The sequence below is a fragment of the Rhizobium sp. 10PS4 genome (genome assembly GCF_032464805.1).
Classification (GTDB): Bacteria; Pseudomonadota; Alphaproteobacteria; order Rhizobiales; family Rhizobiaceae; genus Rhizobium; species Rhizobium laguerreae.
Map to the genome: position 1 here is coordinate 1 of NZ_JAWDIW010000025.1, position 13,911 is coordinate 13,911.

The 13,911-nt window shown below is 58.9% G+C and carries 15 protein-coding genes; 7 read left to right on the forward strand and 8 right to left on the reverse strand.

From position 1 onward, the window contains the following. Positions 1 to 278: 278 nt before the first annotated feature. Complete coding sequence (locus tag RWJ89_RS32340; RefSeq protein WP_316031991.1) at positions 279 to 1,661, reverse strand: heavy metal sensor histidine kinase; 1,383 nt, start codon at positions 1,659 to 1,661, stop codon at positions 279 to 281. Beyond that, positions 1,658 to 2,329 carry a heavy metal response regulator transcription factor gene (locus RWJ89_RS32345; protein ID WP_017956552.1) on the reverse strand — a complete coding sequence of 224 codons (672 nt, stop codon included), beginning with the start codon at positions 2,327 to 2,329 and terminating at the stop codon, positions 1,658 to 1,660. Before RWJ89_RS32345 ends, RWJ89_RS32340 begins: the two co-directional genes overlap by 4 nt. A gap of 184 nt (positions 2,330 to 2,513) precedes the next feature. Here RWJ89_RS32345 and RWJ89_RS32350 point away from each other — a divergent pair, with 184 nt between their 5' ends. From RWJ89_RS32350 to RWJ89_RS32360, 3 genes are all read left to right on the forward strand, one after another. Beyond that, positions 2,514 to 3,119 (forward strand): hypothetical protein, encoded by a 606-nt coding sequence (locus RWJ89_RS32350; protein ID WP_165503755.1) that lies wholly within the window; start codon positions 2,514 to 2,516, stop codon positions 3,117 to 3,119. Between the two features lie 8 nt (positions 3,120 to 3,127). Then, positions 3,128 to 3,778: a cytochrome b/b6 domain-containing protein gene (locus RWJ89_RS32355; protein ID WP_316031992.1), complete on the forward strand. Its 651-nt coding sequence runs from the start codon at positions 3,128 to 3,130 to the stop codon at positions 3,776 to 3,778. Positions 3,779 to 3,860: 82 nt separating this feature from the next. After that, positions 3,861 to 4,568: a molybdopterin-dependent oxidoreductase gene (locus RWJ89_RS32360; protein ID WP_316032011.1), complete on the forward strand. Its 708-nt coding sequence runs from the start codon at positions 3,861 to 3,863 to the stop codon at positions 4,566 to 4,568. A gap of 380 nt (positions 4,569 to 4,948) precedes the next feature. On the opposite strand, the gene RWJ89_RS32365 is transcribed toward RWJ89_RS32360, so the two are convergent. After that, positions 4,949 to 5,875: a LysR family transcriptional regulator gene (locus tag RWJ89_RS32365; RefSeq protein WP_131620127.1), complete on the reverse strand. Its 927-nt coding sequence runs from the start codon at positions 5,873 to 5,875 to the stop codon at positions 4,949 to 4,951. Positions 5,876 to 5,917: 42 nt separating this feature from the next. Between RWJ89_RS32365 and RWJ89_RS32370 the strand changes: the two genes are divergently transcribed. The 4 genes from RWJ89_RS32370 to RWJ89_RS32385 all read left to right on the forward strand — a co-directional run bounded on the left by RWJ89_RS32370 (position 5,918) and on the right by RWJ89_RS32385 (position 9,847). Beyond that, positions 5,918 to 6,976 carry an NAD(P)H-dependent flavin oxidoreductase gene (locus tag RWJ89_RS32370; RefSeq protein ID WP_316031993.1) on the forward strand — a complete coding sequence of 353 codons (1,059 nt, stop codon included), beginning with the start codon at positions 5,918 to 5,920 and terminating at the stop codon, positions 6,974 to 6,976. A 56-nt stretch (positions 6,977 to 7,032) separates the two neighbouring features. After that, complete coding sequence (locus RWJ89_RS32375; protein ID WP_316031994.1) at positions 7,033 to 8,388, forward strand: MFS transporter; 1,356 nt, start codon at positions 7,033 to 7,035, stop codon at positions 8,386 to 8,388. 57 nt (positions 8,389 to 8,445) lie between these two features. Continuing rightward, on the forward strand, positions 8,446 to 8,838 hold the full coding sequence (locus tag RWJ89_RS32380; RefSeq protein WP_316031995.1) for a tautomerase family protein: 393 nt from the start codon (positions 8,446 to 8,448) through the stop codon (positions 8,836 to 8,838). 112 nt (positions 8,839 to 8,950) lie between these two features. Continuing rightward, on the forward strand, positions 8,951 to 9,847 hold the full coding sequence (locus tag RWJ89_RS32385) for an alpha/beta hydrolase family protein (RefSeq protein ID WP_316031996.1): 897 nt from the start codon (positions 8,951 to 8,953) through the stop codon (positions 9,845 to 9,847). Positions 9,848 to 9,920: 73 nt separating this feature from the next. Here the strand turns inward: RWJ89_RS32385 and RWJ89_RS32390 are convergent, their stop codons facing one another. The 5 genes from RWJ89_RS32390 to RWJ89_RS32410 are packed head-to-tail and all read right to left on the reverse strand — an operon-like array spanning position 9,921 to position 13,831. Next, a complete protein-coding gene (locus RWJ89_RS32390; RefSeq protein WP_316031997.1) occupies positions 9,921 to 11,078 on the reverse strand; it encodes a glutathionylspermidine synthase family protein in 1,158 nt (385 codons plus the stop codon). Between the two features lies 1 nt (position 11,079). Then, positions 11,080 to 11,673, reverse strand: coding sequence for a DUF1190 domain-containing protein (locus RWJ89_RS32395; protein ID WP_316031998.1), 594 nt, complete (start codon positions 11,671 to 11,673; stop codon positions 11,080 to 11,082). 12 nt (positions 11,674 to 11,685) lie between these two features. Next, a complete protein-coding gene (locus tag RWJ89_RS32400; protein ID WP_003550237.1) occupies positions 11,686 to 12,087 on the reverse strand; it encodes a DUF350 domain-containing protein in 402 nt (133 codons plus the stop codon). A 35-nt stretch (positions 12,088 to 12,122) separates the two neighbouring features. After that, on the reverse strand, positions 12,123 to 12,779 hold the full coding sequence (locus RWJ89_RS32405; protein ID WP_077977028.1) for a YjfK family protein: 657 nt from the start codon (positions 12,777 to 12,779) through the stop codon (positions 12,123 to 12,125). Then, complete coding sequence (locus RWJ89_RS32410) at positions 12,776 to 13,831, reverse strand: ion channel (RefSeq protein ID WP_316031999.1); 1,056 nt, start codon at positions 13,829 to 13,831, stop codon at positions 12,776 to 12,778. Before RWJ89_RS32410 ends, RWJ89_RS32405 begins: the two co-directional genes overlap by 4 nt. Between the last annotated feature and the right edge of the window lie 80 nt (positions 13,832 to 13,911).

Sequence of the window (13,911 nt, forward strand, 5' to 3'; positions counted from 1 at the left end):
CACCGGGCTATTTAGTAATGCGACAGTTGGGCCAGTTAGAGATGCGACAGTCTCGCCTCTCGACGTACTGGTCAAAGCCAACGTTGGGAGCAAGGATGACGATCTTCAGCCTGGTCGAGACCATGAGCGGTCGGAGTCGTCATGTCCTTTATGATCACCATGTCGCAGAAAGAGTTGCATCGCCTCGAAGTCGTTCCCTCACAGCCGCCGGTACGCTTCGGGGCGCAAGAGCGCCTTTTGCTTTTATTTCCGGCGGCTTTCAAATTGGGGCTGGCAACTTACACCGGAAAGGAGAGGCGAAAACGGATCATTCCCTCCTCTGGGCATGAAACATCCGCTAAGCCCGCATGCAGCCGCATGATGGCATCGACGATCGCTAGACCCAGTCCGTGCGAAGACGAGCTGCCGCTGCGGGCCGCGTCTACCCGGTAAAAGCGGTCGAACAACCGGTCCAACTGGTCAGGTGACAGGCTCACTCCCTCGTTCTCGACCTCGATGATCGCCTTATCACCAGCACTGGCTGCCCGCAGCCGGACCGTTGTACCCTCCCGGCCATGACGAATGGCATTGACGACAAGATTGCCCACGGCCCGGCGAAAAAGGTCAACACTGACATTTGCAACGCCCGCAGCCTCGATACTGAAGCGCATATCGCGCTCTAATGCCAGGCCTTCGAAATAATCGGCAATCTTGTGAAGTTCACGGTCCATGTCGACCGCGACCTTATCGACCGGCTGTCGTCCCTCGTCCGCCCTTGCAAGGAAAAGCATATTCTCGCTCAAGCGGTTGAGGTGCTCGAACTCCTCGAGGTTCGATTCCAGCACGGACTTATATTCATCTACAGTCCTTGGCTGGGCAAGCGTGACCTGGGTCTGGCCGATAAGGACGCCAAGAGGTGTACGGATTTCGTGCGCGAGATCGGCGGAAAACTGCGACAAGCGTTGGTAACCGTCGGTAAGCCGGTCCAGCATCGCGTTAAACGCGCCGGCCAAGGCACGCAGCTCCGTTGGGGCGTGAAGGACATCCAGCCGCACATGCAGCTGCCCTGGATGAATCTCGGCAGCTCTAGTGGCCATATCCCGGACCGGCAGCAAGCCACGCCGCAAAAGGCCATAGGCGATCGCGGTTGCAACGATGACACCAGCAATGGTCGCCATCAGGAAACGGTCGCGGAACGTCGCCAGCATGGCCTGTTCGTCGGTCATCGGGTGTCCGGCCACAACCTCGATCGGTTCGTTCGTATCCAGTGCTTTCGTCTGCACCGAAGTCCAGTAGACCTCAATACCGGCGCGGGTGACTGTTCTGGCGGTGGACGACGCAGCGGCGGCGGGCGGAGGAAGTGAGATCCCGTCTGGATTGACCTCAATCATGACCTCTCCCGAGGGATGGCGGAAAGCAAGGACGTCGCGCTCGGCGCCAAGCATCTTTGCAATCAGCAACGGCCGCTCCTTCAATTCGCCGAGAGGATACATCTCGCTGACAAGCCGAGCATAATAGCTGGCCCGGCCCGAGACGATCGTCTCTATGCGCTGTTCCTGTGAGGAGCGCACCGAGTGATAGAAATAAATGCCAAGCGCACCAGTCAGAACGCAAAGGACTGAGACATAGGAGGCCATCAGCCGCAGGATGAGCGAGGATGATCTTTGACTGTTGCGGATCATGCATCGAGGCTCAGGCTGTATCCGACACTTCGGATCGTGGAAATCAGTTTTCGCCCGAAAGGCGCATCGACCTTCGCTCTTAGCCGCTTGACTGCGACGTCCACGACATTCGTATCGCTGTCAAAATTCATGTCCCAGACTTCAGAAGCGATCTGCGTGCGCGACAAGACCTCGCCTTGGCGCTTCATCAGCAGGTGGAGAAGCATGAATTCCTTGTTGGTGAGCGCAATTTCGACCCCGTCTCTCGTCACTTTGCGTCGCAGCACGTCCAGCCGCAGGTCCGCTACCTCGAAGACATCGCTTTCGCGCGTCAGGCCGCGACGCAGGATCGTACGGACGCGCAGTTCCAGTTCGACGAAAGAGAAGGGCTTCACCAGATAATCATCGGCTCCGAGCCGTAAGCCACGAATGCGATCGTTCACATCATCACGCGCAGACAGGAAGATGACGGGCAGATCGCGCTGTTCACGAATGCGGCGGATGATCTCCCAGCCGTCGATGCCCGGGAGCATGACATCGAGAAGGATCAGGTCATAGACCTGCTGCATCGCCAGATGCACACCATCGGTGCCGGTACGGGCCAGATCCACGGCGTAACCGCTCTCCCTCAGCCCCTTGCGGAGATAGTCACCGGTCTTTGGATCGTCCTCGATGATCAGGATTGCCATTTTTTCCCGCCCCCTGCCCCTCTATCTCAGATCATTGTCTTCTAGCAATTCACGCGGGGCAATTCGGTGAAGGATGAATGACGAAATTGTCATTCTGGCGTCACCGCAGAGAGCCGACCGCCGGTCTAGTTTCACTCCATCCCTTTCAACTGGTAGCGAGGTTCTTAAAACAATGCATCATTCCATGAAATCGACTTTCCGGTCGGCAGCACTAACGATCACACTGCTCACCACCTTGGCCGGCACTGCCAGCGCGGCAGATCCGGTGCGCGTTCGCGGCGCCATCACGGAGGTCACGGAGGATGCGATCCATGTCAAGGCGCGAGACGGCAAGGACGTTGCCGTGAAGCTTTCGGCCGGCACCATGGTCATATCCGTCGCGCTCACCGATCTGAGCGCGATCAAGGCCGACAGCTACATCGGCACGGCTGCCGCCCCGCAGCCGGATGGAACGCTGAAGGCTCTTGAGGTGCACATCTTTCCCGCCTCCATGCGTGGCGTCGGCGAGGGCTCCAGACCATGGGACGGCGCCAAGGACAGTTCGATGACCAATGGCGCGGTCGGCAGCATTCTCGGGACCGACGGCCGCACGCTGACGGTCAAGTATAAGAACGGCGAGAAGAAGGTCTTTGTGCCTGCCGATGTTCCGGTCGTCAGCCTCGAGCCGGGCGACCGCTCGCTCCTGGCAACCGGCGCGAAGCTTGTTCTGCTCGCCACAAAGGCCGAGGACGGCTCGCTGACGGCGGTATCCATCAGCGTCGGCGCTAACGGCATAGCGCCACCGATGTGAGGCGCAGGATGCGACAAGAAAAGAACGATCCACGGTCGGCAGGTCATCCTGTTGTGGTTCGCCTCACGCACTGGATCAACGTCTTTGCGATGGTGTGTATGGTGATGAGCGGAATGGGCATTTACAATGCCCATCCCATCCTACCCTTCCGCTTCCCGGAGGAAATGACGCTTGGCGGCTGGCTTGGCGGATCCACGGCCTGGCATTTCGCGGTGATGTGGCTCTTTGTCGGCAACGGCGTCGTCTATCTCGCCTTCGGCACGGCAAGCAATTATCTGCGTAAACGCATGCTGACATTGCGCCTCGGCGATCTCCTGCGCGATCTTGGGCTCGCACTGACTTTCAGCCTCCGGCATGAAGCTCACGGCTACAATGCCATTCAGAAGGTCATGTATCTTGGGGTTCTTCTTCTCGGCGTGTTGATGGTTGGGTCTGGATTGGTCCTCTGGAAGCCCATCCAGTTTGGCCTGTTAACGGCGCTCCTTGGCGGCTTCGACTCCGCCCGTATCGTGCATTTCACAGGTATGGCGGCTCTGTTGGGATTTCTCGTCATCCACGTCGCTATGGTTGCCCTTGTTCCGAAAACACTGCTGTCCATGACTGTTGGTGCGAGACTTTTGAAGAGAAGAAAGGAAAAGAGTGATGGCGGAGCAGCCTGAGCCGAAAAAAGTGGCACCCGCCACTCTATTGGGGCGCAAACAACAAAAGAGCGGAGTTGTGCTCGGTGACCATCGTCCTCAATTGGAAAATATCAGCCGACGCCTGTTCTTTCGCCAGGGCCTCTCCTTGGGCGCGCTGACGGTGCTGACGGGCTGCACTCTCCAGGACGACACAGCTGTCGACAAGGTACTTTGGGCGATGTCCCGCTGGAACGACCGGGTGCAGGCGCTCCTGTTCGACCGCAGTCGGCTCACACCGACCTACCGGCCAGAAGACATCACGGACCCGTTTCCGTTCAATGCTTTCTATCCCGAGGACAGCGCGCCGGAGATGGACCTCCTGGAATACAGGTTAGAAGTCTCCGGACTCGTCGACAAAAAAGCACCGTGGAGCCTTGATGATCTTCGCCGTTTGCCGCAGGTCTCCGAGATCACGCAGCATATCTGTATCGAGGGCTGGAGCGCGATCGGTGAGTGGAGCGGCGTTCCCCTGAGCGCCTTCCTCCGGCGTGTTGGTGCGGACATGACAGCCAAATATGTCGGCTTTAAATGCGCGGATCGCTACTATTCCAGCATCGACATGCCGACAGCGCTGCATCCGCAAACCATCCTGGCGCTCGACTTCGGCAAGAACCCGTTGCCGCTGAAATATGGCTCACCCATGAAGCTCAGGGTGCCGACCAAACTCGGATTCAAGAACCCCAAGCATATCGTTGAGGTGTTCGTTACCAATGACTATCCGGGCGGCTACTGGGAAGACCAGGGCTACAACTGGTTCAGCGGGCTTTGAAGAGCTGCCGCCCACCCGGGCGGCTCTAAACTTCCACAATCGACTGATAGGCTGTTGACTCGCGGTGCGATCCAGGATGTTCGATCGTATCATGCGATGTTCGCCTGCACGGCCGCCGGTTCCTGCATTAGCATCATGCCGCGCACTGTGCTCAACCTGATGCGCCATACTGCTTCCGTTGTCGAAAAGCCGTTGATAACAGCCGATACCCGTCTCGCTTGACGGCCTGGCTTTGCGACACCGGCCTTCGTTGAGTTCGGCGATACGCTCACCCAGTTCTCGGGCATCAAGGAAGAGGCTATGCGGCAGTCTGAGACAAACACGACCGTTGCCGCGGCCATTGTGCTGGCTATCGGCATGGGTTTGAGCCTTTTCCTCTCTTAAGCCTGCTGCAGGTATCGAACCGGCTCCGGCCTTTCCGGCTGAGGCTGTTCATGCGTCTCAGACGCCACCGTCATGAAAGCCTGAAGTGCCGCAGAAAGATATTCATCGCTCCGCGTCACGAAAACAGTCGGCGCTGTTCGCAGACTGTCGGGAAGCTGGTGTATCATGACTCGTCCGTCGGCCGCCGCCGCCTGAACCACACCGCGAGGCAACATGGCCACGCCGACACCGGCGGCAACGCAGCCGATGATTCCGTCCATAGTTCCGAGCTCCATCCAGCGCACATTCGTTACCCCACATGCAGCCAGGAACATGTCCATGCGTCGGCGATAGGAACAGCCCGATCGAAAGGCGAGGACCTTCAGGGCTGGGGATGCGGCCAACGCCTTCAGATCCGCAGGCTCGTGAATCCGCGGTGAGGAGATGACAACGAGCTCCTCTTCGATGATCGAAAGGCTTTGCAGTTCGGGATGAGCGATGGGGCCGGAGACGAACGCGCCATCCAGTTTGCGAGCGACGACCTCGCTGACGAGCTGTTCCGTCGGTGAAGCCTCCACCAGGACGTCGACCTCTGGATATTCTTCAGCATAACGGATCAGGATGGGCGGAAGGCGTAGCGCTGCAGTGGTCTCCATCGAGCCGATCCTGAGTAGACCGCTCGGCGTACCATGGTCTGTAACAACGCGCTTGGCTTCCTCCAGAAGCTCTCCGATGCGCTCGGCATAGGGAACGAGCTGAATGCCGGTGGCTGTCAGCGTAACCCCTCGCCTGGAGCGGTGAAAAAGCGGCGCGCCGATTTCTTCCTCAAGCGATTTTATTCGTGCGGTGACGTTGGATTGGACGGTGTGCAGCACACCGGCCGCCCCCCCAATACTGTTTGCCCTCACCACCGCCTGGAAAAACTTGAGATCGACGCTGTTCATCAGCCATCTCCTTTTCTGATGGAAAACATCTGATCTAATCGTTTGTCATTCGTCAAGCGTCACCATAGCGTCAAAGAAAATAACCGGGACATTCTGCAAACTGGGAGAAGTACGATGACGATACGGACGCGTCTGACAGAGTTTTTCAATATTGAGCACCCGATCATCCTGGCACCGATGACCCCGGCAGCGGGTGGCGCGCTTGCGTCCGCCGTCGCCGATGCCGGCGGTTTGGGTCTTTTGGGCGGCGGATATGCTGATCGTCCATGGTACAAGACGGAATCATCACTAATCACCAACGAACGCGTCGGCTGCGGGTTCATCACCTGGGCAGTTGAGTCCGACCTTGATCTGTTTGATCGTGCGCTCGCAGAGCGTCCTTCCGCGATGATGCTCTCCTTTTCAGATCCGGCGAAGCTCGCGGCACGGGTCAAGCAGGCAGGTGTCCCACTGATCTGCATGATCCACACGCTCGAACATGCCCGACGTGCAATAGACGTTGGCGCCGACGTTCTTGTCGTTCAAGGGACCGAGGCCGGCGGCCACGGTCTGGTCGCGCGTTCGACCATGCCCTTCGTTCCCTCGGTCGTGGATCTTGTGGCCAAGGTTGCGCCTTCCGTCATTGTCGTGGCCGCTGGCGGCATTGCCGACGGCAGGGGCCTTGCCGCTTCGCTGATGCTCGGAGCAGACGGGGTCCTGATGGGAACGAGGTTCTGGGCAACGCGCGAGTCGCTCATCCATCAGGCCGCCAAAGACAAGGTTGTCGCCGCTTCTGGCGACGAGACAATCCGTACTTCAGTTTACGACATCGTCCGTCAGAAGGCCTGGCCCGCTGGCTATACCGGCCGGCTGCTCAAAAACGGCTTCATCGACAAATGGCATGGCCGTGAGGAAGAGCTGCGCACGCTGCATTCCGAAGAATTGTCGAAGGTCGAGGCCGCTTGGGCCTCTGGGGACTACGACACGGCCAACGTAACCGTCGGCGAGGCGGTGGGCCTTATCAATGATCTGCCGTCGGCGAAGGACGTCGTCCGCCGAACAGTGCGAGAAGCAAGCGAAAGACTTGGCCTCTACGCATTCGATCAGCGCATCGCGAGCTGATCCACCACGGCCCAAAAGGGCCGACAGCATTCAAAAACAAAAAAGGGGACTGCAGCATGCAACAGCTACAGGAAAGGGACGATTCCGTCCGCAAACCAGGCATCTGGACCGTCGTTCTCGCATCGAGCGCCGGCACGGTCATTGAATGGTATGACTTCTACCTCTACGGAAGCCTGGCCATCTTTTTCTCGACACTCTTCTATCCAGCCAATGAGCCGACTGCAGCCGTTCTGATCAGCGTCGCGACCTTCGCCACGGGTTTTGTCGTTCGCCCGTTGGGAGCCCTGCTGTTCGGCAGCATCGGTGATCGCTTCGGACGCAAGAGCACGTTCTTGATGACGCTCATTTTGATGGGCGTTGCGACCGCGCTCGTCGGCATCTTGCCAACCTTTGAGACCGCAGGATATTTCGCGCCGATCGCGCTCGTCGTACTTCGGCTGATCCAGGGATTGGCAATCGGCGGTGAATACGGTGGGGCCGCCGTTTACGTTGCAGAATATGCACCGGCAAACCGGCGCGGTTTCTTCACGAGCTTTATCCAGACAACGGCAACCGTTGGCTTTTTTCTGGCGATTATCGTCGTGCTTACATGCCGGCTGTCGCTCGGCGAAGAGATCTTCAAGCAATGGGGCTGGAGAATCCCCTTCCTGCTATCATCGGTTTTGATCGTCCTGTCGCTTTATTTGCGCCTCAAGCTGAGCGAATCCCCGGTTTTCGAGGAGCTTCGCAAAGACGGAAAGACTGCAAAGAGCCCGATCCGCGAGAGTTTCGCCACCGGTCATGGTATGCGCTATGCAGCCTTTGCGCTGTTCGGGGCGACCGCCGGCCTGGGTTGCGTGTGGTATACCGGGCAATTCTACGCCCTCTATTTCCTGCAGAGCGTGCTGAAGCTGGACTTTCTGACAGCAAACCTTTGCCTCGCGGCTGCTTTGGTGATCGGAACGCCGCTCATCGTTTTCTTCGGCGCCTTGTCGGACCGGGTCGGCCGCCGCAAGTTGATTGTCACCGGCTTCATTCTCGCAGCCGTATTTTATGTTCCGATCTATCAGGGTATCGCCGCCGCCGTCGCTGCGCATAATTTCGTCCTGGTCACAGCGCTGATCGTCGCCCAACTCGTCTTCGTCGGCCTGGTCTACGGGCCGATGGCAGCCTTCCTCGTCGAGCTCTTCCCGGCGAAATTGCGTTACACCTCGCTCTCGCTTCCCTATCACATCGGAACAGGCGTGTTTGGCGGCTTTGTTCCTCTCATCAGCCTGTCGCTGGTTGCCTATACGGGCAACATCTATGCGGGCCTGGCCTATCCCATCGCGATCGCGATCATGAGCGCGGTCGTGAACCTGCTCTGCTTCCCCCGTGCCCTGTCTGTCGATACCCAACCCGCCACAGCCGCCTTCCCGGCGGAAGCAAACTAGATGCACGCGGGGAACGGCAGGCCGTTCCCCGCTCTCCTTCCCCCCCGAGGATGAGCCATGCCGCTGATAAAAATCAATCTTATGAAGGGCCGATCGCCAAACGATCATGAGAGGATACTCAACTGCATCCATGAGGCGGTCGTCAGCGCTTTTAATGTGCCGAAGGCAGATCGTTACCAGATTCTGTATGAGCACGAGCGAACCCATGTCCGTGCAGAGGACACTGGCCTCGGAATTTCTCGGAGTGACAGGCTGATTATTATCGAGGTGATCTCGCGAGCACGGTCCGCCGAAGACAAGCAGGCCTTCTATCGTTTCGTTACCTCGGGGCTTTCGAATGCGTGTGCGATCGACCCTGCAGATGTCCTAGTCAGCATCGTGGAGAATGGCGACGCGGATTGGTCCTTCGGCCTTGGTCGAGCTCAATTCATAACCGGCGAACTTCGCTGAATCAGGCATCCGCGGCGGTGAAAAGGACATCAACGCCCAATGCCAATCCGATACGACCGCGCCATCAACTTTGACCGGCCGACCGCAAATTCAAACAAGAAAGAGAGCAGCTATGAAACAGCTATACCGAACCGTTGCCGCGTCACTGGGAGTGCTGATGACAACCTTTTTAGTTTCGGCGCAGGCCACGGAGACCATCGTCAAACTTAAAGTCGGAGGCCAGACAATCGTAGCGACGATGGTTACGCCGGATGATGTTGCCAAGCCCCCTGTCGTCCTGATGCTTCATGGCTTCACCGGCAGCCGCAACGAATGGAGTTCGGACGCAGTGAAGGAAGGCCTGTTCGGGCGCGCTGCGCCGGTGCTCGCGAAGAACGGCATCGCTTCGCTTCGGATTGATTTTCGCGGCAGCGGTGAGAGTGACGGCAAATTCGAAGACATGACCGTTGAAACCGAGATAACGGACGCACAAGCGGCGCTCAACTTCCTATCGACGAATGACAGCGTCGATGGCAAACGTATTTCATTGATGGGAATGAGCCTGGGCGGCGCGGTCACGACCGCGGTCGCCGGCCGGACGAAAACGCCTTTAAAGTCTGTCGTGCTCTGGAACCCCGGTATCAATCTTCCCGCGGCGTTCATTTCGATCTTCGGCGAGAAACAAATGGCTGAAGCTGTGAAAGCTGGCGATAACGTCTATCCGGCGAAGCGCCTCGGCGATGGCAAGGATATCCCGTTGAAAGGCCGCTTCTTCGAGAGCCTATACGCGGTGCAGCCTGCCGGCGAGATCTCGCGCTACAAGGGTCCGCTGTTCCTGGCGGTTGGCACGCGCGATAGCATCGTCTTTCCCCAGCCCGTTCTCGCCAAGTCGCTGCTATCTTATCACGATGGCCCGGAGGAACTGTGGACTGAATCGGTTGATCACGGTTTCGGCGTCGAACGGAGTGCTGAGACGGTGGACAAGCTGATTTCAGCGACGGTCGCCTTCCTGAAGTCCAACGGCCAATGACCGTGGGGGGCGGATGGCCGGCATCGCTCGACGCATAGACGAAGATCGCTGGCCTGAAGCGATATACCTCCACTTATCCGACGATGACGTGCGGCACGAAACGCGATAGATTGGCGGTTATGCGCGAGCGGTCCTCGCGGACGGCAAGACCGCAGGCGCGATCACCAACGATCCAGCTGCCGAGCACGGCGAAGCCGCCATCGCTTTCGAAAAGCGGGGCATAAGCCTGGACGATAAAGCCTTCCTCACCATAATCGCCGGGGGCGGAAATCAATTCCCGGCCATCTCGGAATATCGTGACGTTCTCGCCTTCTCGCGACAGCAACGGTTTGCGCACATAGTCCGTCAAGGTCGAGGCCGCCGGGTCGTCGGTGAAATAGCTGGGCAGCAGGTTGGGATGATTGGGGTGGCGCTGCCAGAGCAGAGGCAGAAGCCCCTTGTTGGAGAGCACGGACTTCCAGGCGGGCTCGATGAAAACATCGCCCGAGCGCACGAGTTGACGGGCGAACGGTTCGCGCAGCATGAACTCCCAGGGGTACAGCTTGAAGCAGCGGTCGATCACCCGATCCTGGAGGTCGGTGTAGCGACCCTGCGCATCGATGCCGATCTCGCGTATGTCCAGAAGCTCGACGCGATGGCCGGCCTGCACTGCACAGTCCATCAGATAGACCGTCGTGCCGCGATCCTCCTCATTGTCGGTCATCGCTGCGAAGTGGAAAATCGGCTCCTTGGAAAATTGCTCGAACGCCTCGACGAGGCTTTCCTGCAAGGAATTATACTGGTCGGCATCATTGGGCAGGATACCCAAAGCCACCTGGTCGGTCAGCCAATTGAACTGGAAATAGGCTGTCTCGAACACCGAAGTGGGGGTATCGGCGTTGTATTCGAGCAGTTTGGCCGGACCAGTGCCGTCGTAAGCAAGATCGAACCGGCCGTAGAGGTGCCGGTCGCGGCGCTGCCAGGAACGCTGCACCACATCGCGCAGGTCCTCCGGAATGGCTAGCCTGTCGAGCGTCTCTTCGCTTCTGACGATATCGCCGACCATATCCATGCACATGTCGTGCAGTTCCTGGCTCGGCCCTTCGATCTGCATCTCGATCTCATCGAGCGTGAACGTATAGGCGGCATCGTCGAGCCAATAGGGCTCGCCATACATGACGTGAAACCCGAAGCCGACGGCGCGCGCCTTGTCAAGCCAATCAGGACGCGCCGGAAGTGTGATGCGCTTCATGTCAGCCGCCGAAACTGAAGGACGAACGGCCCCCGAAGCCTTGACGGGCAACGGTGCGAGTATTGACGTTGACCGGCTTGACAGTCTGGCGCGAGGGCGCGATCGCGGTGTCGTTGCCGCCCGAGCGAACAGTCGTTGTCACCGTTTGCCCCGAGCGATTGCGATAAATCGGTGTCGAGCCGTAGGAGCCACTCTCCTCCTGGCGCCGGCGATAATTGTAATAGTCGCCGATGTTGTTGAGTGTGGAAGACAGCACGTAGCCTGTCAGGAACGGCACGAAAAAGCTGCCGCCTCCGCCGGTATTGTTGGGGACGGCACTGGCCGATTGTTCAGTGCACTGGCCGGTGCCGTATTCGGCCTCGCAGGCGGCCATGCCGTTGAAACGCGGCGCAGCCGCGAGATGGGCGCGCATGGCATCCTGATAGCCGGCCTGGCAGACCTGCCGGTCCATGCCGGAAGTCACGCATTGGTCGACCGAGGTGAACATCGTCTCCGAAGGAGTCTGATCGCCGCAACCCGACAGCGCCAGGGTCGAGGCGGCGATGGTACCGAGGGCCAGGAAAGGTCGCTTGTGCCCGCTCTTACGTCTGCGCATCATTCCCTCCCCTCAATAGGTCATGCAGGCGGCGTTGAGAATACCGATGACCAGCGCGATGCCGCCGCCCCATATGCCCGCGGCGATATCGCCGGCAGTGATCTTTTCATGCAGATCCGTCATGGTGAAATTCGCAATATAGTAAGCCAGGATCTGCGCCAGAATGCCGACCACCGCCCATATGATGTAGTCGACGATGCTGACCGAATTGGCTGCGGCCGAAGCCAGAGGCAGGCTGAAACCAACAAGCGCGCCCAAGAATGCCGTGACGGCGGCAAGATTGCCTGCGCGAATAAGTTGGACTTCCTTCTGCGGCGTCAGGAATGTGTAGATCACCGCGAAAACGCCGTAGGCGGCAAGACCGACGGCGAAATAGCCGAGGAAGGCAGGCAGACCCGCCACATAATCGAGCATTGAAAAAGTCCTCCGTTGAAATTGATAGGATCCCCTCAGACGCGGCGAACATCGGCCGGAGCGAGTCCGTAGCCGATCAGAAATTCCACCGAACTGCCCGCCTGGCTCTGTCCGAGATCGAGGTCGCGTTCGACATTGATCAAAAGCATTTCGCGCGTCGAGCCAAGCGGGCGATAATAAAGCATGCAGGTCTGGTGAATGGAGCGCTGCGCCTCACCGTCGTCGACCTTCTCGACAAACTCCGCCAATGGGGTGCGTTCCGGGCCTTCGCCCCAGAAGCGGCTATAGAGGATGCCGTCGGCATCGTAGGTTGGCTGGCCGATCAGGCCGTCCTGCCCGGTCCAGCGGTTCCATTCGCCCTGCCCGGCAGGCACGACGCTGTCCCAGGGCTGATAAAAGCTGATGTCGTCGACATCACCCGGCTGGCCCGACGTCGACATCACCTGAATCATCCGATGGTCTTCATCGTAGTAGCGCGACAGAACCGTCGCGGCATCGAGCGAAACCTCACCGTAGGCGGCAATGATGAACGGGCCACTCCGTGGCAGCGGCATCGCCGGCTGGCCGGCCAAAGCCTCGGCTTCGAGGGAGAGGAAATCGATCTCCAACGCCCCGCCGATGGCGGCGCTCAACGGGCCAAGTTCTTTGGGTAAGGGCCTTTCGTTCTTGTCTCTGCCGAACCACCCGATCATGATACGTCTCCCATTCGAGCCCAAGCGAAGGCAGCGGGATCTAGCCGCATTCCGCTGATGTAGTAAAGGGTCTCGCCGCCCCGAAGCGGCGTCTCGTCTCGGCAATTGAGGTCGGTCACGCCCTGGCTCAGCATGCCCACCAGCGTCACATTGTGCTGACGTTTGAGGCTTAAAAACACGTCCCCATAGAGTAGCGGGGTTTGCAAGGGCGGTACCGGCAGGGAAAAGGCCGTGTCGGTGGAGGCGGCCGACAGCAGCCGTGCGGCGATTTCCGAAGAGCCCGGATCACGGGCGGAACGCGACAGCAGCTCCTCGGCGAGCGAGCCCACTGCCTCGACGCGCGGCCGGCGTTGTTTGACCATCTGTGCCGTGCGGTCGTCGGCGAAATAGGCCACGATATGGGCATTGGGGGCGTGGTCTTCGGCAATCAGCACGGCGGCCAGCGTCTCGTCGTCATTTGCTCCGCGCGCGATGATCGCGCGCGCCTTCGCCACTCCGGCCCGCACCAGAGCGTCGGCATCGGCAAGCCGCTCGGTTCTGATATAGTCGGCGTAATTGCTGGCGGGATTTTCCGGCAGGTCCTTGGCAACCAGAACACTCATCGGTTCATTGGCCTGTCGTTCGGCGTACAGCAGCCGCAGCGTCTGATATGTCTGCCCCTCTTGCCAGCCCAGGACGATGATATGGCCGGCGCGTTCGCTGTAATCACCCAATCCACGCATGCGGTTCCTCCAGATCGTACCGATAGTTGTCAACAACTTGCCAAGAACAGCGGTGAAGATGGCAATGCCGCCGGGAAGAACGAACAGGACGGCAATTAATCGGCCGAGCCCCGATTTTGGAGAAAGATCGCCATAGCCGACAGTCGTTGCCGTCACCATATAGTAATAAAGAAAGTCGACCGGACTGCCGACGAGATCGCTTTCGCCGGCCAGCATGAAGAGCAGGTAAGAAGCGATCAGGTGGATTACGAGGATAACAAAAAGGGCTGACCAGGCCAATTCGCTGAGCGAGAGATATACACGCCGCATCAATGAAGCGATAAATGGCAAGCGATTCGCCCCCGTTCCTAACGCGTACCCTAGCGAAATTTATTTAGCGCACCAGATCTTTAAGTTGCAAACCGATTACC

Bases quoted from the DNA above. Each gene is read 5' to 3' on its own strand.
- RWJ89_RS32340 (WP_316031991.1), bottom strand. From the start codon at position 1,661: ATGATCCGCAACAGTCAAAGATCATCCTCGCTCATCCTGCGGCTGATG.
- RWJ89_RS32345 (WP_017956552.1), bottom strand. From the start codon at position 2,329: ATGGCAATCCTGATCATCGAGGACGATCCAAAGACCGGTGACTATCTC.
- RWJ89_RS32350 (WP_165503755.1), top strand. From the start codon at position 2,514: ATGAAATCGACTTTCCGGTCGGCAGCACTAACGATCACACTGCTCACC.
- RWJ89_RS32355 (WP_316031992.1), top strand. From the start codon at position 3,128: ATGCGACAAGAAAAGAACGATCCACGGTCGGCAGGTCATCCTGTTGTG.
- RWJ89_RS32365 (WP_131620127.1), bottom strand. From the start codon at position 5,875: ATGAACAGCGTCGATCTCAAGTTTTTCCAGGCGGTGGTGAGGGCAAAC.
- RWJ89_RS32375 (WP_316031994.1), top strand. From the start codon at position 7,033: ATGCAACAGCTACAGGAAAGGGACGATTCCGTCCGCAAACCAGGCATC.
- RWJ89_RS32380 (WP_316031995.1), top strand. From the start codon at position 8,446: ATGCCGCTGATAAAAATCAATCTTATGAAGGGCCGATCGCCAAACGAT.
- RWJ89_RS32385 (WP_316031996.1), top strand. From the start codon at position 8,951: ATGAAACAGCTATACCGAACCGTTGCCGCGTCACTGGGAGTGCTGATG.
- RWJ89_RS32390 (WP_316031997.1), bottom strand. From the start codon at position 11,078: ATGAAGCGCATCACACTTCCGGCGCGTCCTGATTGGCTTGACAAGGCG.
- RWJ89_RS32395 (WP_316031998.1), bottom strand. From the start codon at position 11,673: ATGCGCAGACGTAAGAGCGGGCACAAGCGACCTTTCCTGGCCCTCGGT.
- RWJ89_RS32400 (WP_003550237.1), bottom strand. From the start codon at position 12,087: ATGCTCGATTATGTGGCGGGTCTGCCTGCCTTCCTCGGCTATTTCGCC.
- RWJ89_RS32405 (WP_077977028.1), bottom strand. From the start codon at position 12,779: ATGATCGGGTGGTTCGGCAGAGACAAGAACGAAAGGCCCTTACCCAAA.